This window comes from Pararobbsia alpina (assembly GCF_965118125.1).
In the GTDB taxonomy this organism is placed as follows: Bacteria; Pseudomonadota; Gammaproteobacteria; order Burkholderiales; family Burkholderiaceae; genus Pararobbsia; species Pararobbsia alpina_A.
The window spans coordinates 1,250,193-1,272,402 of sequence record NZ_OZ221288.1; the positions used below are offsets into that span (position 1 = coordinate 1,250,193).

General features: G+C 62.7%; 18 protein-coding genes. 7 read left to right on the forward strand and 11 right to left on the reverse strand.

The window, feature by feature from the left end:
- Positions 1 to 109: 109 nt before the first annotated feature.
- The 3 genes from ACMFWR_RS23675 to ACMFWR_RS23685 all read left to right on the forward strand — a co-directional run bounded on the left by ACMFWR_RS23675 (position 110) and on the right by ACMFWR_RS23685 (position 2,718).
- Positions 110 to 772 (forward strand): response regulator, encoded by a 663-nt coding sequence (locus ACMFWR_RS23675; protein WP_413197125.1) that lies wholly within the window; start codon positions 110 to 112, stop codon positions 770 to 772.
- Positions 769 to 2,169 (forward strand): ATP-binding protein, encoded by a 1,401-nt coding sequence (locus ACMFWR_RS23680; RefSeq protein ID WP_413197126.1) that lies wholly within the window; start codon positions 769 to 771, stop codon positions 2,167 to 2,169. The genes ACMFWR_RS23675 and ACMFWR_RS23680 overlap by 4 nt, the downstream gene beginning before the upstream one ends.
- Positions 2,170 to 2,292: 123 nt before the next feature.
- The gene (locus ACMFWR_RS23685; RefSeq protein ID WP_413197127.1) at positions 2,293 to 2,718 is read left to right on the forward strand and encodes a VOC family protein; all 426 of its coding nucleotides are present in this window, start codon (positions 2,293 to 2,295) and stop codon (positions 2,716 to 2,718) included.
- 110 nt (positions 2,719 to 2,828) lie between these two features.
- On the opposite strand, the gene ACMFWR_RS23690 is transcribed toward ACMFWR_RS23685, so the two are convergent.
- Positions 2,829 to 3,461 (reverse strand): CGNR zinc finger domain-containing protein, encoded by a 633-nt coding sequence (locus tag ACMFWR_RS23690; RefSeq protein WP_413197128.1) that lies wholly within the window; start codon positions 3,459 to 3,461, stop codon positions 2,829 to 2,831.
- 254 nt (positions 3,462 to 3,715) lie between these two features.
- On the opposite strand from ACMFWR_RS23690, the gene ACMFWR_RS23695 reads away from it, so the two are divergent.
- From ACMFWR_RS23695 to ACMFWR_RS23705, 3 genes are all read left to right on the forward strand, one after another.
- Complete coding sequence (locus ACMFWR_RS23695) at positions 3,716 to 4,567, forward strand: alpha/beta fold hydrolase (protein ID WP_413197129.1); 852 nt, start codon at positions 3,716 to 3,718, stop codon at positions 4,565 to 4,567.
- A gap of 185 nt (positions 4,568 to 4,752) precedes the next feature.
- A complete protein-coding gene (locus ACMFWR_RS23700) occupies positions 4,753 to 5,523 on the forward strand; it encodes an SDR family oxidoreductase (protein WP_413197130.1) in 771 nt (256 codons plus the stop codon).
- 235 nt (positions 5,524 to 5,758) lie between these two features.
- Complete coding sequence (locus ACMFWR_RS23705) at positions 5,759 to 6,043, forward strand: hypothetical protein (protein WP_413197131.1); 285 nt, start codon at positions 5,759 to 5,761, stop codon at positions 6,041 to 6,043.
- A gap of 50 nt (positions 6,044 to 6,093) precedes the next feature.
- Here the strand turns inward: ACMFWR_RS23705 and ACMFWR_RS23710 are convergent, their stop codons facing one another.
- The 10 genes from ACMFWR_RS23710 to ACMFWR_RS23755 form a co-directional block, all read right to left on the reverse strand.
- Positions 6,094 to 6,771 (reverse strand): DUF2894 domain-containing protein, encoded by a 678-nt coding sequence (locus ACMFWR_RS23710; protein ID WP_413197132.1) that lies wholly within the window; start codon positions 6,769 to 6,771, stop codon positions 6,094 to 6,096.
- Positions 6,764 to 7,414: an OmpA family protein gene (locus ACMFWR_RS23715; protein ID WP_413197133.1), complete on the reverse strand. Its 651-nt coding sequence runs from the start codon at positions 7,412 to 7,414 to the stop codon at positions 6,764 to 6,766. The genes ACMFWR_RS23710 and ACMFWR_RS23715 overlap by 8 nt, the downstream gene beginning before the upstream one ends.
- Positions 7,411 to 9,507: a DUF802 domain-containing protein gene (locus ACMFWR_RS23720; RefSeq protein ID WP_413197134.1), complete on the reverse strand. Its 2,097-nt coding sequence runs from the start codon at positions 9,505 to 9,507 to the stop codon at positions 7,411 to 7,413. The genes ACMFWR_RS23715 and ACMFWR_RS23720 overlap by 4 nt, the downstream gene beginning before the upstream one ends.
- A gap of 10 nt (positions 9,508 to 9,517) precedes the next feature.
- Positions 9,518 to 10,528 carry a DUF3348 domain-containing protein gene (locus ACMFWR_RS23725; RefSeq protein WP_413197135.1) on the reverse strand — a complete coding sequence of 337 codons (1,011 nt, stop codon included), beginning with the start codon at positions 10,526 to 10,528 and terminating at the stop codon, positions 9,518 to 9,520.
- 214 nt (positions 10,529 to 10,742) lie between these two features.
- Entirely contained in the window at positions 10,743 to 12,281 is a 1,539-nt protein-coding gene (locus tag ACMFWR_RS23730) for an HD domain-containing phosphohydrolase (protein WP_413197136.1), read from the reverse strand.
- A 62-nt stretch (positions 12,282 to 12,343) separates the two neighbouring features.
- Positions 12,344 to 13,822, reverse strand: coding sequence for an amidase (locus tag ACMFWR_RS23735; protein ID WP_413197137.1), 1,479 nt, complete (start codon positions 13,820 to 13,822; stop codon positions 12,344 to 12,346).
- A gap of 163 nt (positions 13,823 to 13,985) precedes the next feature.
- Positions 13,986 to 14,711: a dienelactone hydrolase family protein gene (locus tag ACMFWR_RS23740; protein WP_413197138.1), complete on the reverse strand. Its 726-nt coding sequence runs from the start codon at positions 14,709 to 14,711 to the stop codon at positions 13,986 to 13,988.
- Between the two features lie 285 nt (positions 14,712 to 14,996).
- Positions 14,997 to 17,735 carry a spermidine synthase gene (locus ACMFWR_RS23745; protein WP_413197139.1) on the reverse strand — a complete coding sequence of 913 codons (2,739 nt, stop codon included), beginning with the start codon at positions 17,733 to 17,735 and terminating at the stop codon, positions 14,997 to 14,999.
- Positions 17,736 to 17,826: 91 nt separating this feature from the next.
- Positions 17,827 to 19,527 (reverse strand): arylsulfatase, encoded by a 1,701-nt coding sequence (locus ACMFWR_RS23750; RefSeq protein WP_413197140.1) that lies wholly within the window; start codon positions 19,525 to 19,527, stop codon positions 17,827 to 17,829.
- Positions 19,528 to 19,540: 13 nt separating this feature from the next.
- Positions 19,541 to 20,665, reverse strand: coding sequence for a formylglycine-generating enzyme family protein (locus ACMFWR_RS23755; RefSeq protein ID WP_413197334.1), 1,125 nt, complete (start codon positions 20,663 to 20,665; stop codon positions 19,541 to 19,543).
- A gap of 557 nt (positions 20,666 to 21,222) precedes the next feature.
- Here ACMFWR_RS23755 and ACMFWR_RS23760 point away from each other — a divergent pair.
- On the forward strand, positions 21,223 to 22,182 hold the full coding sequence (locus tag ACMFWR_RS23760) for an AAA family ATPase (protein ID WP_413197141.1): 960 nt from the start codon (positions 21,223 to 21,225) through the stop codon (positions 22,180 to 22,182).
- Positions 22,183 to 22,210 lie beyond the last annotated feature (28 nt).

A 22,210-nucleotide genomic window follows, 5' to 3' on the forward strand; every position in this document is an offset into this window, starting at 1 on the left:
CGCGAAGCATACGGCAATGGAGCGAATGACCGGGTGGAGACAGCGGGACCAACTTAAGAGATCCTTAAGTTGCGCGCGCGGACAATACCGCGAACTGGAGGCTCACCCGATGCGACTCTTACTCGTCGAGGACGACGCGATGATCGCGGAAAACACCCAGCAGGCGTTGCGCCATGCCGGGTATACCGTCGACTGGGCCAATACCGGCCGTGCCGCGGAGCTGTCGCTCGCCAACGACGTCTACGACCTCGTGCTGCTCGATCTCGGCCTGCCGAACAAGGACGGCATCACCGTGCTCGAGCAGTACCGCCGCCGCGGCGGACGCGCGCCCGTGCTGATCGTCACGGCGCGCGACGCCGTGGCTGATCGCATTCGCGGTCTCGATGCCGGCGCGGACGACTACCTCGTCAAACCATTCGACGTCGACGAACTCGCGGCGCGCGTACGCGCCTTGCTGCGCCGGCGCACAGGCCAGGCGATGCCTGTCTACGTCCATGGTCGTCTGACGCTCGACCCGGCCCGGCACGAGGTCAAGCTCGACGGCGCCATGCTGCCGCTCGTGCCGCGCGAATTCGCGCTGCTGCAGGCCCTGATCGAAGAACCGACCCGCGTGTTTTCGAAGTCGGAGCTTGAAGACAAACTCTACGGATGGGGCCAGGAAATCGGCAGCAACGCGATCGAGGTCTACGTGCACAGCTTGCGCCGCAAGCTCGGCGCGGAGCAGATCGTCACGATCCGCGGCGTCGGCTATCGGCTCGCGCGTCCGCAATGAGCACGCTGCTGCGTCGTTGGGTTTCGCGAGCGCCATCGGGTCCGGTGCGCATGCATTCGATCCGCCGCTGGCTTGTGGGCTGGCTCCTGTGCGGCGTGATCGCCGTGTGCGCGATCGCCGGCTATGCCATCTTCCGGACCGCCAACTCCGAGGCGGCAGAACTGTTCGACTACGAACTGCGCACGGTCGCGATGTCGTTGCCGCACGTCGTCGCCGACGCCGATCTCGTCACCCGCCCTGATGGTGCGTTCGAGGGCATCAGCGATGACCGGATCACCATCCAGACCTGGTCGAAGGATGGCAAGCCGATTCTGACCGAGACGCCGGATAGCCCCCTTCCGAAACAATCTGCCGGCTTTTCGACGATCGAGATTCATGAGCACGACTGGCGCGTGTTCGGACTCGAGCAGTCCGACCGCTTTGTTCAGGTTGCACAACCTGTCGAGGTCCGCGACCAGCTCGCATTGCGTCTCGCCGCGCGCACCCTGTGGCCGCTTGCCATCCTGTTGCCCGGCGCGATGTGTCTGGTGCTGCTGGTCGTGAGCCGCGGGCTGCGCCCGGTGACGGTCCTCACGCAGCAACTCGCCACACGGACCGCGGATTCACTCGAATCGATCGACGTGTCGTCGGGTATTCCGGTCGAACTGCGCCCGCTTGTCGAAGCGCTCAATGATCTGTTGCAACGGCTTGACGTCGCACTCGCTCAGCAACGCACGTTTGTCGCGAACGCCGCGCATGAACTGCGCTCGCCGCTTACCGCACTCAAGCTCCAGCTTCAGGTCGGGATGCGCGAGGGCACGGTCACAGGCGACGTGCCGACACTCGGCAGGCTCGAGGCGCGCCTGAATCGAACGATTCACCTTGTTGCACAGTTGCTCGCACTCGCGCGCGAAGACGCCGCGGCCAATACGCAGATGTCGCCCTTCGATCTGCACGCACTTGCCGTGCGAGTGCTGATGGATGCCTCGATCCTGGCCGAAGAACGTTACATCGATCTGGGCATCGATACGCCGAGTGTCACGCCGGCCGGAGCGCCATGGAAAATCGTCGGCAACGAAGACGCATTTCGCCTGCTGATCGGCAATCTGCTCGATAACGCGATCCGCTATACGCAGGTGCGCGGCAAGATCGATATCCGGCTGGGCATCGACGAGTCCGGCATCTGGATCGAGGTTGTCGACGACGGACCGGGCATTCCTGAACACGAATTGCGCCACGTGTTCGACCGCTTCTATCGCGGCACCGACACATCGGAACAGGGATCGGGACTCGGCCTTGCTATCGCACAGCAGGTCGCGATTCGTCACCGGTCAACGCTGACGCTGATAAACAATCCGCGTGGACGCGGGCTGACTGCCCGGGTGTCGGGCCTCGTCGCGGCAAGCGCCAGCGTATAAGCGCGCTTTTTTCGACGCGAATTGGTCAACAATGTCGATTCGACGCGGATGTCTTCGTCGTACGGATGAGGCCGCACGCCGGCCCGCACCTCAACATCCATCCCAACCTGCCAGGAGCACACTGTGGCCCAACAGATTTACGTGAATCTCGCCGTACGCGATCTCTCGAAGTCCAAGGCGTTCTATCAAGCGATCGGCGCAACGCTCAATCCGCAGTTTTCCGACGATACGACCGCGTGCATGGTCATTTCGGACACGATCTACGTGATGCTGATGACGCCGGAAAAATGGGCCGTCTTTACGAAAAAGCCGCTGGTCAACGCGCATGAGGCAAGCGAAGTCATGCTGGCGCTCAGCTGCGACGACCGCGCCTCAGTCGACCGGATGACCGACACGGCCGGCGAGTACGGCGGCAAGGCCGATGTGAACGCGAAACATGATCTGGGCTTTATGTACGGCCGCAGCTTCGAGGACCCGGACGGTCATATCTGGGAAACCGTCTTTATGGACATGAGCCAGTTTCCGACGGCCGCGTCGAGTGATGCCTGACACGGACGCCCGCGCAGTACACCACTCACCCACGAGTGGCGTATCAGCAGCGAGCCACAAACGGATCCGCAGCGCGGGCGCACGCCTACTTCAGGCCCCCACGCATCCGATCACGCGTTGTCGCGCTGCTTGATCCGCGCGCGATGTGCGGCGACCTTCGCCCGGTTGCCGCACATCGCCATGCTGCACCAGCGACGCGCGTGCCCTCGCGTGTGATCCGCGAACATCAACGTGCAGCGCGAGCCTTCGCATGCCTTGACGTGCGTGAAGTCCTCTTCGCAGACCAGCCGGGCGAGCGCCTCGGCAATCGGCATCAGCAGCGTATCGGGCGTTGTCCAGCGCCGCCCTGAACGCAACTCGAACGGCGCCCCGCCGTCGCCGTTTCGGGCCACCACTTCCTCGAAACGCTGGTCCAGCGCGAGCAGCCGGTTCACCGGATCGATCTCGCCAATATCCTCCGCGGTCAGCGGCCGGCCCTTCCGGCTGCGCACAAACTGACGAAACCATTCGCGCAACTCGCGCGCCTTGACTGCCACTGCGTCAAAGTCCGCGGCCTCATGATGCAAGCGCATCGCCTCGAGCGCCGGCTGTGGCACCAGCCCGGCCTGCGCCAACCACTGAAGCAAGCCTTGCCCATCGCTAATCCAGTCGATCTCGTGATCGACCGGCGTCGCAATCGAATTCAAAAAATCCAGCCCGGGCGCGTCGGCCACAAGGATGGCGGGCATCTGTTGGTAGTCCATGGCAGCACACGTACATGCGAAATCTCAGTGTCGATATCGTAACCACTAAAAAACCACTTGACAAGTTACATGCTGAATTCGTAACCTTCTCAACAACGTAACAACGGTTACATAACGATGACTGAAGTCGCTAAGGCACCGCGGAGGAAATTGCTGCAGTGCCGCACTGCAACCTCCCGTTGCAGCGCGATAGCGTGTAGCAGCGTCGTTTTTCCTGACTCTTTCGCATCGCCCATCACTCAAGGAGCATGACCATGTCCGCCACGACTTACCGCCATACCGACGTCGACGGTTTTAAGGTGTTCTATCGCGAAGCCGGCCGTGCGGGTGCGCCGAAGCTGCTGTTGCTGCACGGCTTCCCGAGCTCGGGCCATATGTTTCGCGATCTGATTCCGCAGCTTGCAGACCGCTATCACATCGTCGCGCCGGACCTGCCGGGCTTCGGGCAGTCGGACCGTCCGCGTCATGATCAATTCGAGTACACGTTCGACAACCTCGCAAACGTGATCGAACGATTCACCGAAGTAATTGGGTTTGATCGTTACGCGGTCTACGTTTTCGACTACGGCGCACCGACGGGTTTCCGGCTCGCGGTTCGACACCCGGAGCGGATCACGGCAATCATTTCGCAGAACGGCAATGCCTACGAGGAAGGCCTGAGCGACGGCTGGAATCCGATTCGCGCTTACTGGCAAGACGAATCGCCGGCGAATCGTGAGGCGCTGCGCGCGATGCTCACGCATGACACGACGGTCTGGCAGTACACCCATGGCGTGGCCGATACGAGCGCCGTGTCTCCCGACGGTTACACGCTCGACGAGTTTTATCTGAGCCAGCCTGGCGCGGATGACATTCAACTCGACCTGTTCCGCGATTACCGGAGCAACGTGGCGCTTTACCCGAAGTTCCAGGAGTACTTCCGTACGCACAAGCCGCGCTTCCTCGCGGTATGGGGCAAGAACGACCCGTTCTTCCTGCCGCCGGGCGCGGAAGCGTTCAAGCGCGACATCCCGAATGCCGATGTGCGGTTCTTCGATACGGGCCACTTCGCACTTGAGACGCATGCGACCGAGATCGCCACGGCAATCAAGGAATTTCTGGGCTAATTTCTGGGCAAATTTCTGTGGAAATACCCAGGCTGATGTTGCACACGCGCATACATGGCAATCGAAACTTGTATGCGCATTGAGTGATGGAAGCAAAAACGGCTGCGGGATATTGCGCGTGGTGCGACGCGTGATCGGACCCGCAGCCCGGCATGCTTAACGATCCTTAAGACAGGAGAAGCAAGATGTCCAGCAAAGTGGCGATTGTGACGGGTGCAAGCCAGGGTATCGGACGGTCGACCGCCGTGCGGCTCGCACAAGATTTCGACTCCTTGGTGCTCGTTGCACGCAACCGCGAGAAGCTCAATGAAACAGCTGCAGAGGTCAAGGCTGCTGGTGCGAAAGCGATCGTGCTCGATCTCGACCTTGCCGAGTCCGGTGCCGCGCAAAAAGTCGTCGACGAAGCGCTGGGTGCGTTCGGGCGCATTGATGCGCTGCTCAATATTGCAGGCGCGGTGCCGCAAATCGATCTGTTCGATATGACAGACGAACAGTGGGACAAGGGTCTCGCGCTGAAACTTCATGGCGCACGTCGACTGACCGTTGCGGCATGGCCGGCGCTGAAGGCGGCATCGGGTTCCGTCGTGATGATGTCGGGTAACTCAGCATTATTTCCGAAAGCGCCCTATGCAGCGGTCGGCACGATCAACGCGGCGATCGTCGCGCTGGCGAAGGCGTTTTCCGATCGCGGTATTGCCGATGGCGTTCAGGTGAACAGCGTTCTGCCGGGCCCGGTCATGACCGGGCGGCGTCAGTCATATCTCGAACACTGGGCGCCGCTTCATAACATGACCGTTGAAGAAGCGACGGCGCGTTTCCCCGCGGAGGCTGGCATCTCGCGTTACGGTCAGCCCGAGGAAATTGCGGAACTCATGGCGTTCCTGGTATCGCCCGCCGCGAAATGGATGACGGGATCGACGCTGCGGATGGACGGCGGTGAAGTGAAGTCGGTGTGATCGAGAAGGTTGGGCTGATCGACGACGTCGGCCCTGGCGAAGATATTGGCTTGATCGAAGACGTGGGCCGGATCGATGAAATCGGTGGAATCGATGTGTCAGCGCCTTTTTCGGGCCATGCGGGGCCCCACCGACGTCGTCATCGGGTTCAGCAGGCAAAGTCCGTCGTCGAGGATGCGGTTGCGTACAATACGCGCTTTACGCGCTCGATGCGCCGACGACAGGACCCTGCACCATGCCGATGAAGAAAACCGACCTTGAGAAGAACAAGGCGCTCAAACTCACGCAAGCGATGAAGGCATCGCATTCGGACCGGTTCGGCAAGGGAGCGACTGCCGCGCCTCTGGACCGCCGCGAGCAACGCAAGCTGGATCAGGCCAAGGGCCTTGTTCCGTTTGCCTGCAAGCTTGATGCGGAGCTCGTCAAGGTGCTCAAGGAACGCGCGGAAACGGACCCGGAAGGACTGACTGGCGTGGTCGATGCGCTGTTGCGCGCCGGTCTTGCCGCCGATAAGTCCTGAGCGAAGCTGAATGAGTCTGCTTCCGGCAGACTCGGCGCGATTTGACGTGACTAGCGCGTCTTGGCCCGCGGACTCTTGCGGGCCGCCGCCGGCCTGGGCGCCGCAGCGGGCTTCGGCGCTTCCTTTCTGACCGGCACGATATCGCCGGCGACGCGATCCATCCACGACAGTGCGTTCACATACGCAAGAAACTGTCGCGCATACTCGGGCGATACGTCGCGCATCAACGACAGCGTACGAAGCATCAGCTTCTCGGTATTCAGCGGGCCCGCGTTTTCGGGGACTTGCGTCGAAAACTGACGCCACTGATTCTCCGAGTTGAGCTTTTCCCACACCTCGCGGAAGTAATCGAGTACTTCCACTTCGGGCTGCACGGCGTTCGTTGTGATGGCTGAGCGCGGAATGTCGCTCGCTGTGTTCGTGCGCGACGGCGACGGCGCTTGTGGAGTGGATCGTGTCTGGGTTGCGATATGCGCCATGAGATCGGACAGCGCACTGCGTGCCGAATCGACGGCGGGCGCGGACTCGACTGCATGATGTTCGAGGTCTTGCCGATAGCGCTCGACCCATGCAGCGAGCTTCCGGTCGAGCACATCACGAGAGGCGCCCTGGTACGTCGCTGCGCGCCGATCAAGCGCATCGATCACGCGAAACCGCACGGGATCGAGCTGATCGGCGCCGCTTTCGCGCCAGGCATCGAGCGTGGCGCGCACACTCGAATCACTCATGATGATCGCCGGAGGCCGAAGCCTGAGCCCGGGGCACAGGCGACATTTCGACACGACGGTTCTTTGCGCGGCCCTCGGCATCGGCATTCGAACTGACCGGTTGCTCCGAACCAAACGCTGCGGCGAAGACCGACGACGCGGGCACCCCTTGATCAATCAATTCGCGTGTGACCGTCAATGCGCGTTGCGCCGACAACTCCCAGTTATCGGCAAAGCGCCGGTTGCCCGAACGCACCTGTTGATCGTCAGAGAAACCACTGACCATCAGGATCTCGTCGCGCGACTTCAGATAGTCCGCGAGCGGCTTGGCGAGGGTCTTGAGCAAGTCGCGGCCCGCGGGCTGCAACTGATCGGAATTGATCTCGAACAGGACGCTGCCGCTGATGCCGATTTTGCCGTTGACGAACGTGACCCGACCTGCAGCCAGCGGACCCGCGAGCGCATGCTCGAGTGCCTCGCGCCGCTGCGTTTCGAGCTGCCGTTGCTTGACCTCCTGCTCGAGCCGGGTCGACAACTGCACCTGCACGCCGACTACCGCGACGAGAATCAGCACGAAGGCCCCGAGCAACACCGACATCAGGTCGCCGAATGCGGCCCAGATCGGCGTGGAGTTCTCGATGCCGCCATCGATGTCTTCCATCATGCCGGCGTGGCTCCCGCCGATGCCTGCGCACCTGCAAGCGCCTGCATGTCTTCAATGATCTGCTTCTGCGACAACATGCAGAGATCGATGACCTCCCGGGCCTGCGCGACATAGTAGGCAAGCTGCTCGTCGCTGCGTGCAGCCGACTTGTCGAGCGCGGTCTCGATGCGTTCGAGATGCGCGACGAGCGTGTTGTTCGATTCACCGTACATCTGCATCGCGGCACCGAATGCTTCGCCGAAGCTGGCCATTTCGACTGCGCTGCCGGTGACTTCGGCTGCGGCACCGTCAAGTTTGCGTGCTTCGGTTTCGATGGTGTCGGAGAACTGCTTGCCCACGCGATCGAGCAGATCGGTCGATGTCGACACGAGCGCATCGACGGCCTGACGTTGTTCGGATGCGGCGTGGTTGACGGCGTCGAGCAGCGTGTCGACGGTCTGCAACAGGCGAGCGCGCTCGTCAAGCATGGCGGTGTCGCGCACCATGCTGTCCGACAGCTTTTGCCGAAGTTCGGCGACGACTTCCGCGGCGGCGCGCGGCGCGTCGGACGCGGTCTGCACGAGGCGTTCGATCTCGGCGATGGTCTCGCGTGCGTGGGCTTGAGACTGTGCCGACATGTCGCGGGCGGTCTGTGCTAGTGCGTCGCAGATCGCCTGTTGACGCTGCGTCGTATGCTCGCCGGTTTCATTCCAGCTCGACTTGAGTTCACCTGTGATGGCGCCGAGTGCCTTCTGCCATTCGCCGAGGCGCTCAGTTTCACGCGCGGCGAAGTCCGCCTGCCATGCCGTCTGTGTCTCACGCACGCTGCCGAGCAGTGCTTGCGAGCGTGTGTCGAACGCAGCGACCGCCTGGGTCAACGTCTGTTCGTTCCGATCTGCCAGGGCCTGGTGCGCACTCGCCTGCTGGCTCAATGCCTCGTTCCACGTCTGCGAAACGGTGCCGGTCATGGTTTCGATTCGTGCGGCCACGCCGTCCAGCAGTCCTGATGTGCGCTGCTCGAGCACCTGAGAGAACTGATCCAGCGATTGACCGAGGCGACCGGACAACGCCTCGCTCGTGTGCTGGTGCGCGTCGAGCGAACGTTTCCATGTGTCGGCCAATTGATGCGTGACGGCGTCGAGATCTGACGACGAGGCTTCGATCTGACGTTGCACGGCGCTCGCGACAGTCTCACGCAGCGAGGTCGCTTCGTGTGCGAGGCCCGCCATCGTCGATTGCAGCACCGGTTCAAGCGTTGTGCCGACGACGCGCGCGTTCTCCGCGACGCTGTCCTTCAGCGATTGCTCGACCGATTGCGCCAGTCGCGCATAGGACGTCTCGATCTTGTCCTGGAAGTCGCGTTGGGTCGCGAGATGGCGTTCGTTGAGCGCGACGTTGCGCTGCTCCATCGTCTCCATCATGGCCTGCAGCTGCGCGATCAGCGCCGGCATCATGCCCGCTTGTCGCTGAAGCAGGCTGAACGTCTGCTCGCGCTGGAAGCTGAGGGAAAACGGACGCAGCGTTGTCGCCAGTTTCGTGTCGAGACGGCGAGCCACGAGCGCGCGGTCACGCCGGCACAACGCCGACAACAAACCCAGCATGGCCGACGTCGCCACGCCTGCGATCGACGTGCCGAAGGCAAACCCCAACCCCTTCACCGGCGCCGCAAGTGACGCGCGCACGGCCTGCAGGTCGGTCGCGCTATCGAGGGCGAGACCGGTGCCTCGTAAGGCAGCGACCATGCCGAGCAGCGTACCCAGCATGCCGAGCAACACGAGCAAACCGACGAGATACGGAGTCAGCAAGGGGCCGGGCAACGCCGCGCGCTCGCCCTCGGTGCGCAGGCGAACGGCGCCGCGAAGCGAAGGATGCAAGCTATCGAGCCAGGACCTGAGATCCGGCGGCGTGACGGTCAGGCCATCGACAGCCTGCGCGAGCGAGGTTGTCGCGCGTTGATAGCGTTGCAATTCGACCGCGCCCGCGCAGTAGCACGCGCCAATCAGCAGGCTCACGGCCAGCGCGAGCGGGTTTGTCGTCGCGTAGCTCGCGCCGACCCAGCACAGGGCGGCAAGGCCCGCCACAAACACAATAAGGTGAATACGAAATCTGGACATGGTGCCCCAGTCAGCGGACGCGAAACGCTACGAGTAGCGCCTCGACCGGTTGAAAACGAATGGCGAGCTCGGCATGCAAAGCGCTTTGCATGTCTTTGCGGAACACATCGAGCCACGCGCCGCGCGCAGGCTTCGAGGTTTTGACCGTGTCAGCGGCGCCGTCTGGCGCATGCCGCTCTGCCTTGTTCAACTGAGCCTTGTGCGGCTCAGCGTCTTGAAACCTGGTGTCTTGAATCTCGGCCTCTTGCAACTCGGCCCTTTTTGGCTCTGCTGCTTGGCGCTCAACCTCTTGCGGCTCAGCTTCTTGAAGCCCAGCAGCTTGCAGGCGCTTGAAATGCGCTTCGAGCAAGCCCGGCACGGTGCCCAACAGCGCGTGTTCCCGCTCGCCGAGCGCACGCTCCATGATCTCGTCGATCGCCGCGAGGCGTGCCATCTGCACGGAGCATGCTGCAAGCCGTTGACGCAGCCGGTCGCGCAGATCGGCGACGCGCGCTTCCATCATTTGCTGCATCGAAAGATAGTGCTGACGGACCACCCTGTAATCGAACGTGTCGTCCCCTTTCGAGGCCGGTGCAGCGTCGCGTGATGCACTGCCTTCGCTCGATCGACGCACCGCAGTACCCGCCGGGTCGAGCGAACCTGTGCGTGCCTGACGCAAGTTCGAGTGCGGCAGGTTCGGATGCGAATGAGGACTCTGCTTCGAAAACACGAACACACTATCTTCGGAAATGGCTCGTGCAAGCGCGGTTCGCGCTTCGGCGCACAGGCGTGCCTCGGCATCGCCCGCGACAGGCGCGCGCGATGTGGACGCGGATGGCAACGCGGATGCGGATGCCGGTGTTGATGCAGGCAACGCCGCGTCGAGCACATTCGACAAGGCGATGGCATCGGTCCATCTCAGCCATTCGCTGAGCCGCTCAAACGGGGACGGGCCGGACTCGGTGACCTCGGCGGCCGACACGCGAGCCAATAAACGGACCAGCGCCGGCGCGCTGAACACGGTGCGCTGTGACGCTTGCACGATGAAATCAAACGCAAAAACCCGATAGTGTACACGTCGCCGGGTTCGGTCCCGCCGGCGGTAGCGTGCAGCCTTGCAGAAATGGATGGTCAACCCACTCCAATCGGCTTTGGGGACGGATCTGGAGGTCAGTCGCAGCGGGAGATCGGCCGGCGCAGGCTGCCGGCGATGAGGTTCGGAGAGGCGACGGACACCGCCCAATGACGACGCCGCGTTACAGCACACCCATGGCAGCGGCCTTCAACGTCGCCGCCGCCCGCGTCGAGCATTCGAGCTTGCGGAAGACGTTTTCCACATGGGTGCGGACTGTGCTCGGACTCAGTTCGAGTTCGCGCGCGGCTTCCTTATTGCTCGCGCCCTTTGAAATCGCGCGCAGTACATCGATCTCACGCGCGGACAAACGAGCATTGGCGGATGGATTGCCCAAGGCATGGCCCGTCGCATTGACCAGGGTGTTGGCCTGCACCGCACGCTTCGGCGCCGGGCCCGATGCAATCAGCGCCTCGACGACATCGGCATCCCATCGCCCTTTCGCCGCTTCTTCGCGCAACACGCCGGCCGCTTCGTCGTCACTCAGGGCTTCACGCCAGGGCCGCGCCGACCGCAAAGCGACCCACGCCGCCGACGCGCCGAGAATGCGCGCCTCGAGCGATAAACCCGCGCCCGCCATGCCGCGGAAATAACCAGAGCCGTCGGCCCGCTCGTAAGCGTGCGACGCAAGCGTCGCGGCCTCGGCAAGCGTGCCCGTCTGGCCCCCGGCTCGCGCGGTCCAGTACGGGACGAGCCGCACCTTCTCCCACGCAGACGTCGACAGCCGCGAGGGAACATTCCACACCGTGTTCGACACAGCCGCACGGCCGATGCCATGAATCAGCCCCGCACTGTAAATGCGCTGACACGTTTGTGCATCGAGCGAACAATGCGCGGCGCATTCTGCCGCGGTATTCGCGACCGCACGTGAGTACCCGGTCATCCAGGGCAACTTCAGGTCGATGACGTCGGCAATCAACTCGATCGTCGTCTGCCGATCCATCGCTGGCGTGCGCAATGAGTCGGCACGGGTCGCATCGTTGTCGTGCTCGCTCTGTGCATCAAGCGCGGCCATCCATTGCTGCGCATGCCGCGCAGCGAGTTCGACGATGCGCGCCGGATAGCGCTTGTCCGCTCGTTGCGCGATCAGCATCAGCGCCTGCTCGACACCGTAGACGCGAGAGAGGATTTCGAGGTCACCCGCCACCGCCACGACGAGCACCGTTTCGGGAACAGCCGGGCCCGGCAGATGATCCGGAAAACCGCTGCCGTCCCACGCCTCAAAGATGTGACGGAGTGTCGTCTGCGTTTCGATCGTCAGCCCAAGCATCCGCGCGACTTCACCCGACACCTCGCAGTGAATCTGGGCCAGCGGAGTGATGATCGTTTCCGCGCCGCCCTGCGCCTCGAGCGGGTCGGCCCATCCCGGGCGACCGGCGAGCATGGCCTCGCGGCTCGCCACGTCGTCGCCGAGCGCATCGGCAAACCCCGCGGCGTTGGCCGTGCAGCCTGACCACCGCAAGAGCGACGCTTCGCGCACAGCCACACAGGCGGCCTCGCCAAGCTCGGCGGCTTGCGCGATCTGCGCAGCCAGCCACGCCGTGCGCAGCGAGTGGTCAGTCGGCTGTCCCATGCTGAGATCGCCGATAAAGGCGAGCGCCCGGACCGCGTCGAACACGCGAACAGTCGGTGAAGCGATTGCGTCAGAAACGGAAGTCTGCATATCGGGTCGTCGCGCCAGGGGCCGCGCACAAGGAGGCGCCTACTATACCGGCTCCGCGAGTTTCAGCCCATGCCTGAAGGTGGCCGGCGCTTGACCCACTGCGTCAGTTGCTCGTGTGCATAGGCGAGCTGCAACACCGCGAGATCGGCCTGCGCACGGCCGATGATCTGCATGCCCATCGGCATGCCCTGCGCATTGAAGCCCACGGGCACACTGATCGCCGGCAGACCGGCGAGCGACGGCCCGATCACGATTTCCATCCAGCGATGGTAGGTGTCCATCTTTCGGCCCGCCACTTCATCCGGCCAGTGCGTGCTGGCCTCAAACGGGAACATCTGTGCACTCGGCAATAACAAATACTCGTATCGCTCGAACTGCTTCGAGAGCGCACGGTACCAGTCGCTTCGGTCGAGCGACGCGCGATAGACCTCGGCAGCCGACAGCTTGAGGCCGCCTTCGACTTCCCATTGCGCTTCGGGCTTGAGCTGCGCCCTGCGGCGCGGGTCGGCATAGAGTTCGCCGAGCGAGCCTGCGACGAGCCAGTGCCTGTGCACGAGCCAGCTGTTCCAGACGCGATCCATCGAAAAATCGGGCACGCAGGCTTCGACCTCGCACCCCAGCGCAGCGAAATCTTTGAGGGACGCCTCGCAGACCTGCATCACATCGGCTTCCATCGGCAAGTAACCACCATAGTCGCCAAGCCAACCCACGCGCACACCCTTCAGATCACGCTCAAGACTGCCTGCAAACACCGAGGGGTCCTCGGCAATCGTCAACGGGCATCGCGGATCAAAGCCGGCCTGAGTCGACAGGAGCCGCGCCACATCCTCGACGCTGCGCCCCATCGGTCCTTCCGTGCTCAGTTGCTGGACGAATACCTCGGGCGTCGGTCCATAAGGTACGCGCCCTCGCGACGGGCGCATGCCAACGATGTTGTTGTACGCAGCGGGGTTGCGCAGCGACCCCATCATGTCGCTGCCATCCGCGACCGGCAACATGCGCGTAGCGAGTGCGACGGCCGTGCCACCGCTGCTGCCACCCGCATTGCGGGTCGTGTCGTAAGCATTCAGCGTCGTGCCGAAAACGCTGTTGTAGGTCTGCGAACCGAGACCGAATTCGGGCGTGTTGGTCTTGCCGATAAACACCGCGCCGCTTGCCCGCACGCGGCTTACGAAAATCGAGTCGACCGTATCGGGACGCACGCTCGTCAGCGACGATCCCTTGCGCGTGGGCAGACCCGCACACTGCGACAGGTCCTTGACCGCCTGAGGCATGCCGTGCATCCAGCCCAGCCATTGGCCTTGCGCGAGTTGCCGGTCGCGCTCATCGGCTTCGAGCAGCAGCGCCTCGGGTTCGCGGCGCGAGACGATTGCATTGAAGCGCGGGTTTTGCCGATCGATATGATCGAGATACGCCTGCATGACTTCGCGGCATGACACATCACGCTTGCGTATGGCTTCAGACAGGGGAATCGCGTCGAGCGAAACGATATCGTTCGCGGCCGGATCGGACAGCGATGAGCGAGGGAGCTCGGGGGGCATCTTCAAACCTCTTCGACAAAGTGAATCGGCGCTACGCGGCGCTTGCGTGCAGTCAGGCATTCGCAATCACGTACGGGCATTGCATCTTTGTGACTGTAAACGCAAGCGCCACATTCATGCAGTGCATGAATCGGTCGTCGAGGTCAATGAAGCATGGAACCGGTTATTTCTTGCCGGGCAATGCGTCCCACATCGTGCGGCCGAGGAACGAGAACGTGCGATCCCATGCCATTTCCGCCCACTTCGAATCGTATTGCGTACGCGAGATGCGGCCATAGCCCACTGCGGTCTCGTTCGTGAAACCGTGGTAAGCGAGGTAACGGTGGAATTCGACCGACACGCCCGCGTCGCGCAGTTTGTTTTCGAGCGTTTCGACCGTCTCGATCGGGAAGAACGCGTCCTGCGTCGCCCAATGACCGAGCACCGGCACCTTGATCGCACTCGGATCAATGTATTCGAGCGGCGGGAAGCCGTAGAACGTGACCGCGGCCGACACGTCGGGCACGTTCGCGGTTGTCAGCAAGGCAAGCGCGCCGCCCATGCAATACCCGAGCACGGCGACACGTGACGACTGCTGCTTCAGGTACTTCACGGCGCCATGGATATCCTGCGTGGCCGCGTCGCCGAAGTTGAGTTCGCTCATCAGGTGATTCGCTTCCTCTTCCTCGACCGTGCTCTTGCCGCGATACAGGTCGGGCACGAGCGCGAAATAGCCGGCCTCGGCAAGACGGTCGGCCACACCACGGATCTGGTCATTCAAGCCCCACCATTCCTGCACGACCACCACGGCGGGCGCACCCGCCGTCTTCTCCGGCTTAGCGAGGTAGCCTTGCAATTCGCCGCCGTCCGGGCGACGGAAGCTCACGATACTTCCCTGCGTTTTCTTCATGGACACTCCGAGAATCGTTTGAACAAAAGAAGGCGCAACACGTCCGTGCGACTTCGCCATTCTGTCGCATCGGTGCGGGTGTTGTGTGACGGTTTCCAGGTCCGGCCTACTACCGCCCGAGCATTCTATGACCTTGGCTGTCGATATGCACGCAACCCCCGTGCGCCGCATCTGGCTGGGCTATGGGGCTGATTGAGCCTCGCGTCGCGTTGAGCCGCGAGGTGGGTTGCGTCGCGAGGTGGGTTGGGCCGCGAAACGACGTGTGCCGCGGGCCAATGCAGATCATTACCGGGCGTTGAACCACCGGTAGTACGGATTCGTGCCGTCCGCCTGCATGACCTCGTCCATATCGGCTGCCCACGCGTCGCGATCGCCGCGATAGGCGTCGAGCGCGGCGCGGTAAAACGTGTGCAACGTGGTTGTCTCACGATCCACGGCCAGCCTCTGCGTCGACGAAGCGTTCGACAGCGGTGGCGGGCCGCGCAGTGCGAGTACATGAGTGAGGGTCGACGCGAATGCATCCCGGCGCACCCATGGCGCGTATTCGATGCGCGGGTCGTCGTCCGTCACAGGTGACGCATCGGCGACGTAGTAGGCAAGCCCCGACTGGTCGGTGACCCATGTTGCCAACATCGCTTCGGGCGATGCGACGCCGACGTCGTGCAGCGCTGACGCGACCTGCGGATCCGACATGCGATGGACGATCGTCGGCCAATCCAGCTCAATCGGCTCATTCGAGCCGATCAGCATCATTTCGTGAAGCTCGGTGGTCCAGAGGCTCGCGTACGGAAAGGTCTGAATAAAGCTCGCGATCAATGAGCGTGTGTCGGCTTCGTTCTGTGTCGACAACGGTAACCATTGAGCGACGATGCCGTGTTCGCGCAGGCGCGACGCCGCAATGCGGTAGAAGTCGGACGAGTAAAGATTGACTACCCCCGCGGCAGAAGGCGGCGGAGGCTCGAGCGTGATCAGGTCGTACTGCTCTTCACGACTTAGCAGTTCACGACGACCATCTCGCAACCGCACCTCGATACGCTTGTCGTGCCCCATATCGAAGTTGCCATGGAACTCGGGTATGCCGCGGATGACGGCGGGCAGCAACTCGGCCACCACGCGATGCTCGAGGCCGGGCCAGACGAGTGTCGCCCCGGCGGTAATGCCCGTGCCCGCGCCGATCACGAGCACCGACCGCGCCTCTCCCGTGTGAACGATCAATGGCAGCAGCGTTTGCAGACGCATATAGCGCAGCGACGTCAGCGCGTCGCCGGAATTCGAAACGCCCTGGATATACAGGCGCCGGAAATCTTGAGTCTGGCTGCGCTGCTCGACCACGGCCACCGAGCCGCCCGCACTCTCTTCATAGGAGATCAGCGTGCCACCGTGCACGCCGATCAGTACACGGGCCAGGTGATCGGCAGGAGTCGTCACGACCAATGCACCTGTCAAGACGAAAGCCAATCCGATGAACAGGCCGGCAAATTGATGTTTGGCGCCCTGGAATTGCCCCCGCGATCGTGTGTCTGACCATGCCTCTGACCGCGCCTGTGACCGTACTGCTGGCCACCCCTGCCATGCAGCCACCAGGCCAGTCAGCGCCGCCATGCATGCCAGCAAGCCGAGGGTTCGCACCACACCCAACGCAGGGATCAGTGCGAAGCCTGACGTGCACGTTCCGGCCACGCCGCCCGCAGTGTTCGCCGCCACCAGCAGTCCCACATCACCGGCGGGGCGACGATGGCTCGCCCCGGACTCAGTGAGGAAAGGCATCGCCGCGCCAAGCAGCAGCGTGGGTGCCGCAGCGAGCCAGAGCGCGACCACGAGAAAACCGACACACATTGCCAACGACATACTGCCCCACGTCGCAAGGACCCACGCGCGGACGCCTGCCTGAATGTCCATTAAAAAAGGCCCTATGCCAGCGAGCCCGAGCATCGAGATCAAGCCGGCAAAGGCGACCAGGAACCCGAACGCACGCCACGGATCGTGAATCCGTCCGACAAAGCGCTGCGCGAGCGCGCTCCCGATCGCCATCGAGGCCAGACACGTCGCCAGCACGACGGTGAATGCAAACGCGCGGGTGCTGATCAACGGCGCCATCGCTTGCGCCCATACGACCTCATAACCCATCGCCACGCCACCGGCGATCGCATAGAGCCATGCGGCCCGGATCAGCGAGGCATTCGGCGTGTGGGCGGAATGGTCCGGGTCTGCGGGAGCGTTGGGCTCGGAGGGAGCATGAAACTCGACAGGCACACTCACCCGCCCCACGCTCAACACGCGGTCACCCGGCACGAGTCGTGATCGAAAGATGCGAGAAGCCCCGCACGCGGCGGCGGCAGCCGCAACGTTGAGGGCCGCGGCAAACCAGGCTGCGCCGGACACACCGAACTGATGGATCAATACAAAGCCCGCAGCAAGCGTGCCGATCGTTGCGCCCGCCGTATTCGCCGCATACAACACCCCGCTAAGCCGGCCCAGGCCTTCCGTCGGTTTATCGTCTTGCGTGCTCGCGAGCGTGCCCGCACTCGAACTCAAGGTCACCCGAAGCATCACGGGAAGCGTGCCGCCCATCAGACAAGCGGGAATGCCAACAAGCGCAACCGGCAAGCACCACGCCAACGCAGCAGCATGTTGCTGGAGCACGGCAAAGAGCCATGCGGATTGCGGCAACGCATGGGTTGTGACGGGACCCATCACGGCGATGCCCGCTTCAAGCATGCCGTAGAGCAACCAGAGGCGCGAAAGCACGCCGTCAGCGCGAGGCTCCGCGTCGGGGTCACACGTCAATTGTCGCGTCAATTGATGAGGCGATGGATGCGTCGATCGATGCGCCACATTGCTCGCGACCCGGTCGGCGATACGCCCGAATAGCGTGTTTCCCGCGGCGAGCCCGATAAAGAACGCGCTCACGCCGACCGTCATCGCCTGAACATCGATGCCGACGACCAGCGAAAGCTGCTTGATCCAGATGACCTGATAGATCAGCGACGCCGCGCCCGACACAAATAGCAGTATCGCGGGCACCCATCGCGCCCGCAGGTTGTCGCGCGTAGCGGAGCGACCACGCACATGGCCTGACGAATGCCGCTGCACAGACGACCGTGCAAGCGGCCGGCTACTTGGCTGGCGCAACTTTCTTACGCTGCTCGTTGATTTTCTCGTCGACGTCCTTGCGCACCTGGTCGATGCTGAACGACGCCGGCCGCTGGCTCGGCGGATAGTCGACGAAGGTTTGAAGGAACGCAGCCGCCTTCATCGTGCCGATCGCCGCAAGGTACGCATTCTTCGCCAGCCAATCCATATATTGGTCCGACGTAATGTCCGCCCGCTCGTAGGGGTCCATCCGCAGGTTGTACACCTTCGGAAACCGCAGGCAGACGAACGGCTCCATCCAGATGTTCAGATTGCCTGGTGCGCGCTGCTCGCAGAACACCTCTTTCCAGGCCATACCGTCCTGGTCGTAGCGCATCGCAACGAGCTCGCCATCGTCGTTGAAGTAATAGAACTCCGTGCGCGGGTCCTTGGTGGTCTGGCCGGTCAGGAAAGGCAACTGATTGTAGCCATCGAGGTGCACCTTGAATGAGGTGGCGCCTGCCTTGGGCGCCCATCCCTTAAGCAGTCTGTCCTTGACGTTGGCGTCCCCCGCCGCGGCGAGCAGCGTCGGAAACCAGTCGAGCCCGGAGAACATCTGGTTCGACACGCTGCCTGGTTTGATATGGCCTGGCCAGCGCACCATCGCCGGCACCCGGAACGCGCCCTCCCAATTCGAGTCCTTTTCGCTTCGAAACGGCGTCATCGCTGCGTCAGGCCAGGTGAACATATTGGGCCCGTTGTCCGTCGTGTACACGACGATCGTGTTGTCGGTGATCTTGAGATCGTCGAGCAGCTTGAGCAGCTTGCCGACGTCCTGATCGTGTTCCCACATGCCGTCTGCATATTCATTGCCCGGCATGCCGCTCTTACCACGATATTCCGGCCGCACGTGCGTGAAGATATGCATGCGCGTGAAATTCATCCAGACAAAAAACGGTGTCTTCGCGTTGACCTCCTTGCGGATGTAGTCCATCGCATGCTGCTCGGTCTCGTCGTCGATCGTCTCCATGCGTTTGGTCGTCAACGGCCCTGTGTCTTCGACCTTGCCGTCCGAGGTGCTATGCAATACGCCGCGCGGCGAGAAGTTCTTCACATACGGATCGTTCTTGTCCTGAGGCCAATAGGGCCGTTCGGGTTCCTCTTCGGCGTTCAGGTGATAGAGGTTGCCGTAAAACTCGTCGAAACCGTGGTTCGTCGGCAGATACTCGTTGCGATCGCCGAGATGGTTTTTGCCGAACTGTGCCGTCGCGTACCCAAGCGGCTTGAGTGCCTGCGCAATCGTGATATCGCCCTTTTGTATGCCGACCGGCGCCCCCGGCACGCCGACTTTCGACAAACCTGTGCGTAACGGCGTCTGCCCGGTGATGAACGAAGAGCGACCTGCCGTGCAGCTGTTCTCAGCGTAGTAGTCCGTGAACAGAAGGCCTTCGTTTGCGATTCGATCGATATTGGGCGTCGTATAACCCACCAGGCCGCGCGTATAAGCGCTGATATTGGATTGGCCAATATCGTCGCCGAAAATCACAAGAATATTCGGCTTCGACGATTTGTCGCCATTCTGGGCAGGCTTGGCCGCCTGAGCCGGTTGCGAAGTCGCAGGCTTCACGGTGCCCTGCGACTGCGCATGCGCGGCACGCGGCACAAAACTCACCACCACGACCGCAATCAAGACGGTACTGACCCACCCGACTAACGCATGCGTGCTCTTCAAGCGCGTGCTCATCGTGTCGCTCCGTTCAATAGACGTTGCCTGCCTTGCCAGATCCCGCTCTCACCGTGTCGGCCCTGATATCTGTCTGCACACCGCCGCGCTCGCGTTCGGCGTGCACGCGCTCCCATGCCTGCTGATCCATCACGAGACGAAAGCCCAGATGCGACATGCTGTTGTAGGGATCGGTGCCGCGTCGCGCGCTGGGCCGGTAGCTCAGGCAGTAGTCCTCGTTACAGAGAAACGATCCGCCGCGCGTCACGCGTTTGGGCGCATCCACCGGCACGCCTGGATCGGCGGGATCCCATGACGTCGCAGGTCCGTGCGGGTTGTCGATCGCTCCGCCATTCGCGGCCTCCTGCCTGAACTCGTCGGCGCGATACCAGTCCGCGACCCACTGCCACGCATTGCCCGTCATATCAACGAGACCATAGGCATTGGGGGGAAACGTGCCGACAGGACTCGTCCCGATCGCACCGGCGCCTTTGGGACTCAACACTGGGAAAGGCTGCGATTGCTGTCCTTGCCAGACATTCGCCATCTGCTTGCCACCGGGCGCAAATTCATTGCCCCACGCATAGTCGGCCTGCTCCAGGCCACCCCGAGCGGCGAACTCCCATTCGGCTTCGGTCGGCAGGCGCTTGCCGGCCCACTTCGCATACGCCTGCGCGTCTTCGTACGACACCTGAACGACCGGATGCAAGTCCTTGCCGTCGATCGAGCTGTCGGGCCCCGTCGGATGCCGCCAGTTCGCACCGGGCACGTAACGCCACCATGCCGAATAGTCGTCAAGCGGAACGGCCTGATCGGTGCCGACAAACACCATCGCGCCTGGAACGAGCGCGCTATCGGCCGGTCGCGGGGTACCGGGCGGCAGTTGCACTTTGAGCGTTTCCCAGTCCGGCGGTTTTTCGGCGGTGGTCACATAGCCGGTCGCTTCGACGAACTTGCGAAACTCGGCGTTCGTGACATCATGCTGGTCCATCCAGTACCCGTGAATACGGACCTTGTGCGCCGGGCGCTCATTGGCCTGCGCCATCTTCGCGTCGCTGCCCATCAGAAACTCGCCGCCGGGAATCCAGGCCATGCCGGCCGGACCGCGCACGCCATCGCCGAGCACGGCATGGGGCTGTGCTTGCGCACGCGTATGCATCAGCCAGCCGATGCCGCCTCCGACCAGAGCCGGGACGAGCACGACGAGTACAGCCCACAGCCAGCGCCGCGCGCCGTGGCCGTGCGCAAACGCGATCACTGCCGCCCATCGCCGTCGTTGACTCCGGGCGGGCGAGATGCCGTGAGGGGCCGCCACGGTTCCAGCGGCTCCAGTGGAGCCGGTGGTTCCTGTCAGATGCAGCACGTGTTTGCGTTTGCTCATCGAATCACACTCTCGAGAGAAATGCGTACGACCGAGGTCTTTCGCACGCAAAAAACATCGACCCGAGCCAATGCATGCCATTGCACTCGGGACGGCTTGCGGCATCTGCATTCTATTGAGACATATGTATCGCACAGCCACACAATTCAAATATATTCGCGAGTTTCCTGTCGCGATAAGAGAATTTCGTAGCGTCAAAGACGTTCTGCATAGCGCGCATGAAAAACTCGCGACCGCGCTAACGGATCGATCGATATTGCCCTCGCCGCTCCGGCACATGCGCCGCAGAAGCAACGATGATGAATGCCCGATCCCTTCATCTGTGCAGATGCGCCATGCGCGAGTCGATTCTCGAATTCGAAGCGAGCGTGAACCGCGCCGTCATCGGCCAGCAGACGGTGGTGCGTCAGATCCTGATTGCGTTGCTTGCAGACGGTCACGTCCTGCTCGAAAGTTTGCCGGGACTCGCCAAGACGCGAACCGTCAAGGCTATTGCGGCACGACTGGCCGCGACGATGAGCCGGATCCAGTTCACACCGGATCTGTTGCCCTCCGATATCACCGGCGCCGAAACACTGCTTCAATCGGGCACCGAGCGCACGCTGCACTTCCAGCCTGGGCCGCTCTTCGGCAATCTGATTCTTGCCGACGAAATCAATCGCGCGCCCGCAAAAGTACAGTCGGCACTGTTGGAAGCCATGGAAGAGCGACAGGTTTCCGTCGCGGGCCAGACGCATCGCATGGCCGATCTCTTTCTGGTGATGGCGACGCAGAACCCGATTGAACAGGAAGGCACCTATCCGCTGCCCGAGGCGCAGATGGACCGATTTCTCCTCAAGATATTGATCCGGTATCCGTCGCCGGAAAACGAACGTGCGATGCTCGCCATGCTGCGCGGCGAAGCGCAGGGAGCGGCGCCCGCCATGCAGGCGCTGGACCCGCAGACGATCTTCGACATCCGTCGCGACATTGCACGCATTCATGTCGCGCCCGCGATCGACGACTACATAGTGTCGATCGTCAACGCCACGCGTCACGGCGAAGCACTCGATGATGACCTTCGTAAATGGATCGACGTTGGCGCGAGCCCGCGCGGGGCGATCGGGCTCGACCGGGCCAGCCGTGTCCAGGCCTGGCTTGAAAGCCGCGACTTCGTGACGCCCGACGACGTTCGCGCGGTCGTCCATCCCGTACTCAGACACCGGTTGATCCTGTCGTACGAAGCGAGCGCCGATCAGATCGAGGCCGATCAGGTCATTGACCGGCTGATCGACAAGGTCGCCGTGCCCGCCTGAACGAGCCACTTCGACGACCGCACGGCAC

Coding starts and splice junctions, on each gene's coding strand:
- ACMFWR_RS23680 (WP_413197126.1), top strand. CDS start 769: ATGAGCACGCTGCTGCGTCGTTGGGTTTCGCGAGCGCCATCGGGTCCG.
- ACMFWR_RS23740 (WP_413197138.1), bottom strand. CDS start 14,711: ATGAAGAAAACGCAGGGAAGTATCGTGAGCTTCCGTCGCCCGGACGGC.
- ACMFWR_RS23715 (WP_413197133.1), bottom strand. CDS start 7,414: ATGATGGAAGACATCGATGGCGGCATCGAGAACTCCACGCCGATCTGG.
- ACMFWR_RS23720 (WP_413197134.1), bottom strand. CDS start 9,507: ATGTCCAGATTTCGTATTCACCTTATTGTGTTTGTGGCGGGCCTTGCC.
- ACMFWR_RS23760 (WP_413197141.1), top strand. CDS start 21,223: ATGCGCGAGTCGATTCTCGAATTCGAAGCGAGCGTGAACCGCGCCGTC.
- ACMFWR_RS23710 (WP_413197132.1), bottom strand. CDS start 6,771: ATGAGTGATTCGAGTGTGCGCGCCACGCTCGATGCCTGGCGCGAAAGC.
- ACMFWR_RS23730 (WP_413197136.1), bottom strand. CDS start 12,281: ATGCAGACTTCCGTTTCTGACGCAATCGCTTCACCGACTGTTCGCGTG.
- ACMFWR_RS23675 (WP_413197125.1), top strand. CDS start 110: ATGCGACTCTTACTCGTCGAGGACGACGCGATGATCGCGGAAAACACC.
- ACMFWR_RS23700 (WP_413197130.1), top strand. CDS start 4,753: ATGTCCAGCAAAGTGGCGATTGTGACGGGTGCAAGCCAGGGTATCGGA.
- ACMFWR_RS23750 (WP_413197140.1), bottom strand. CDS start 19,527: ATGAGCACGCGCTTGAAGAGCACGCATGCGTTAGTCGGGTGGGTCAGT.
- ACMFWR_RS23690 (WP_413197128.1), bottom strand. CDS start 3,461: ATGGACTACCAACAGATGCCCGCCATCCTTGTGGCCGACGCGCCCGGG.
- ACMFWR_RS23755 (WP_413197334.1), bottom strand. CDS start 20,665: ATGCATACGCGTGCGCAAGCACAGCCCCATGCCGTGCTCGGCGATGGC.
- ACMFWR_RS23695 (WP_413197129.1), top strand. CDS start 3,716: ATGTCCGCCACGACTTACCGCCATACCGACGTCGACGGTTTTAAGGTG.
- ACMFWR_RS23705 (WP_413197131.1), top strand. CDS start 5,759: ATGCCGATGAAGAAAACCGACCTTGAGAAGAACAAGGCGCTCAAACTC.
- ACMFWR_RS23735 (WP_413197137.1), bottom strand. CDS start 13,822: ATGCCCCCCGAGCTCCCTCGCTCATCGCTGTCCGATCCGGCCGCGAAC.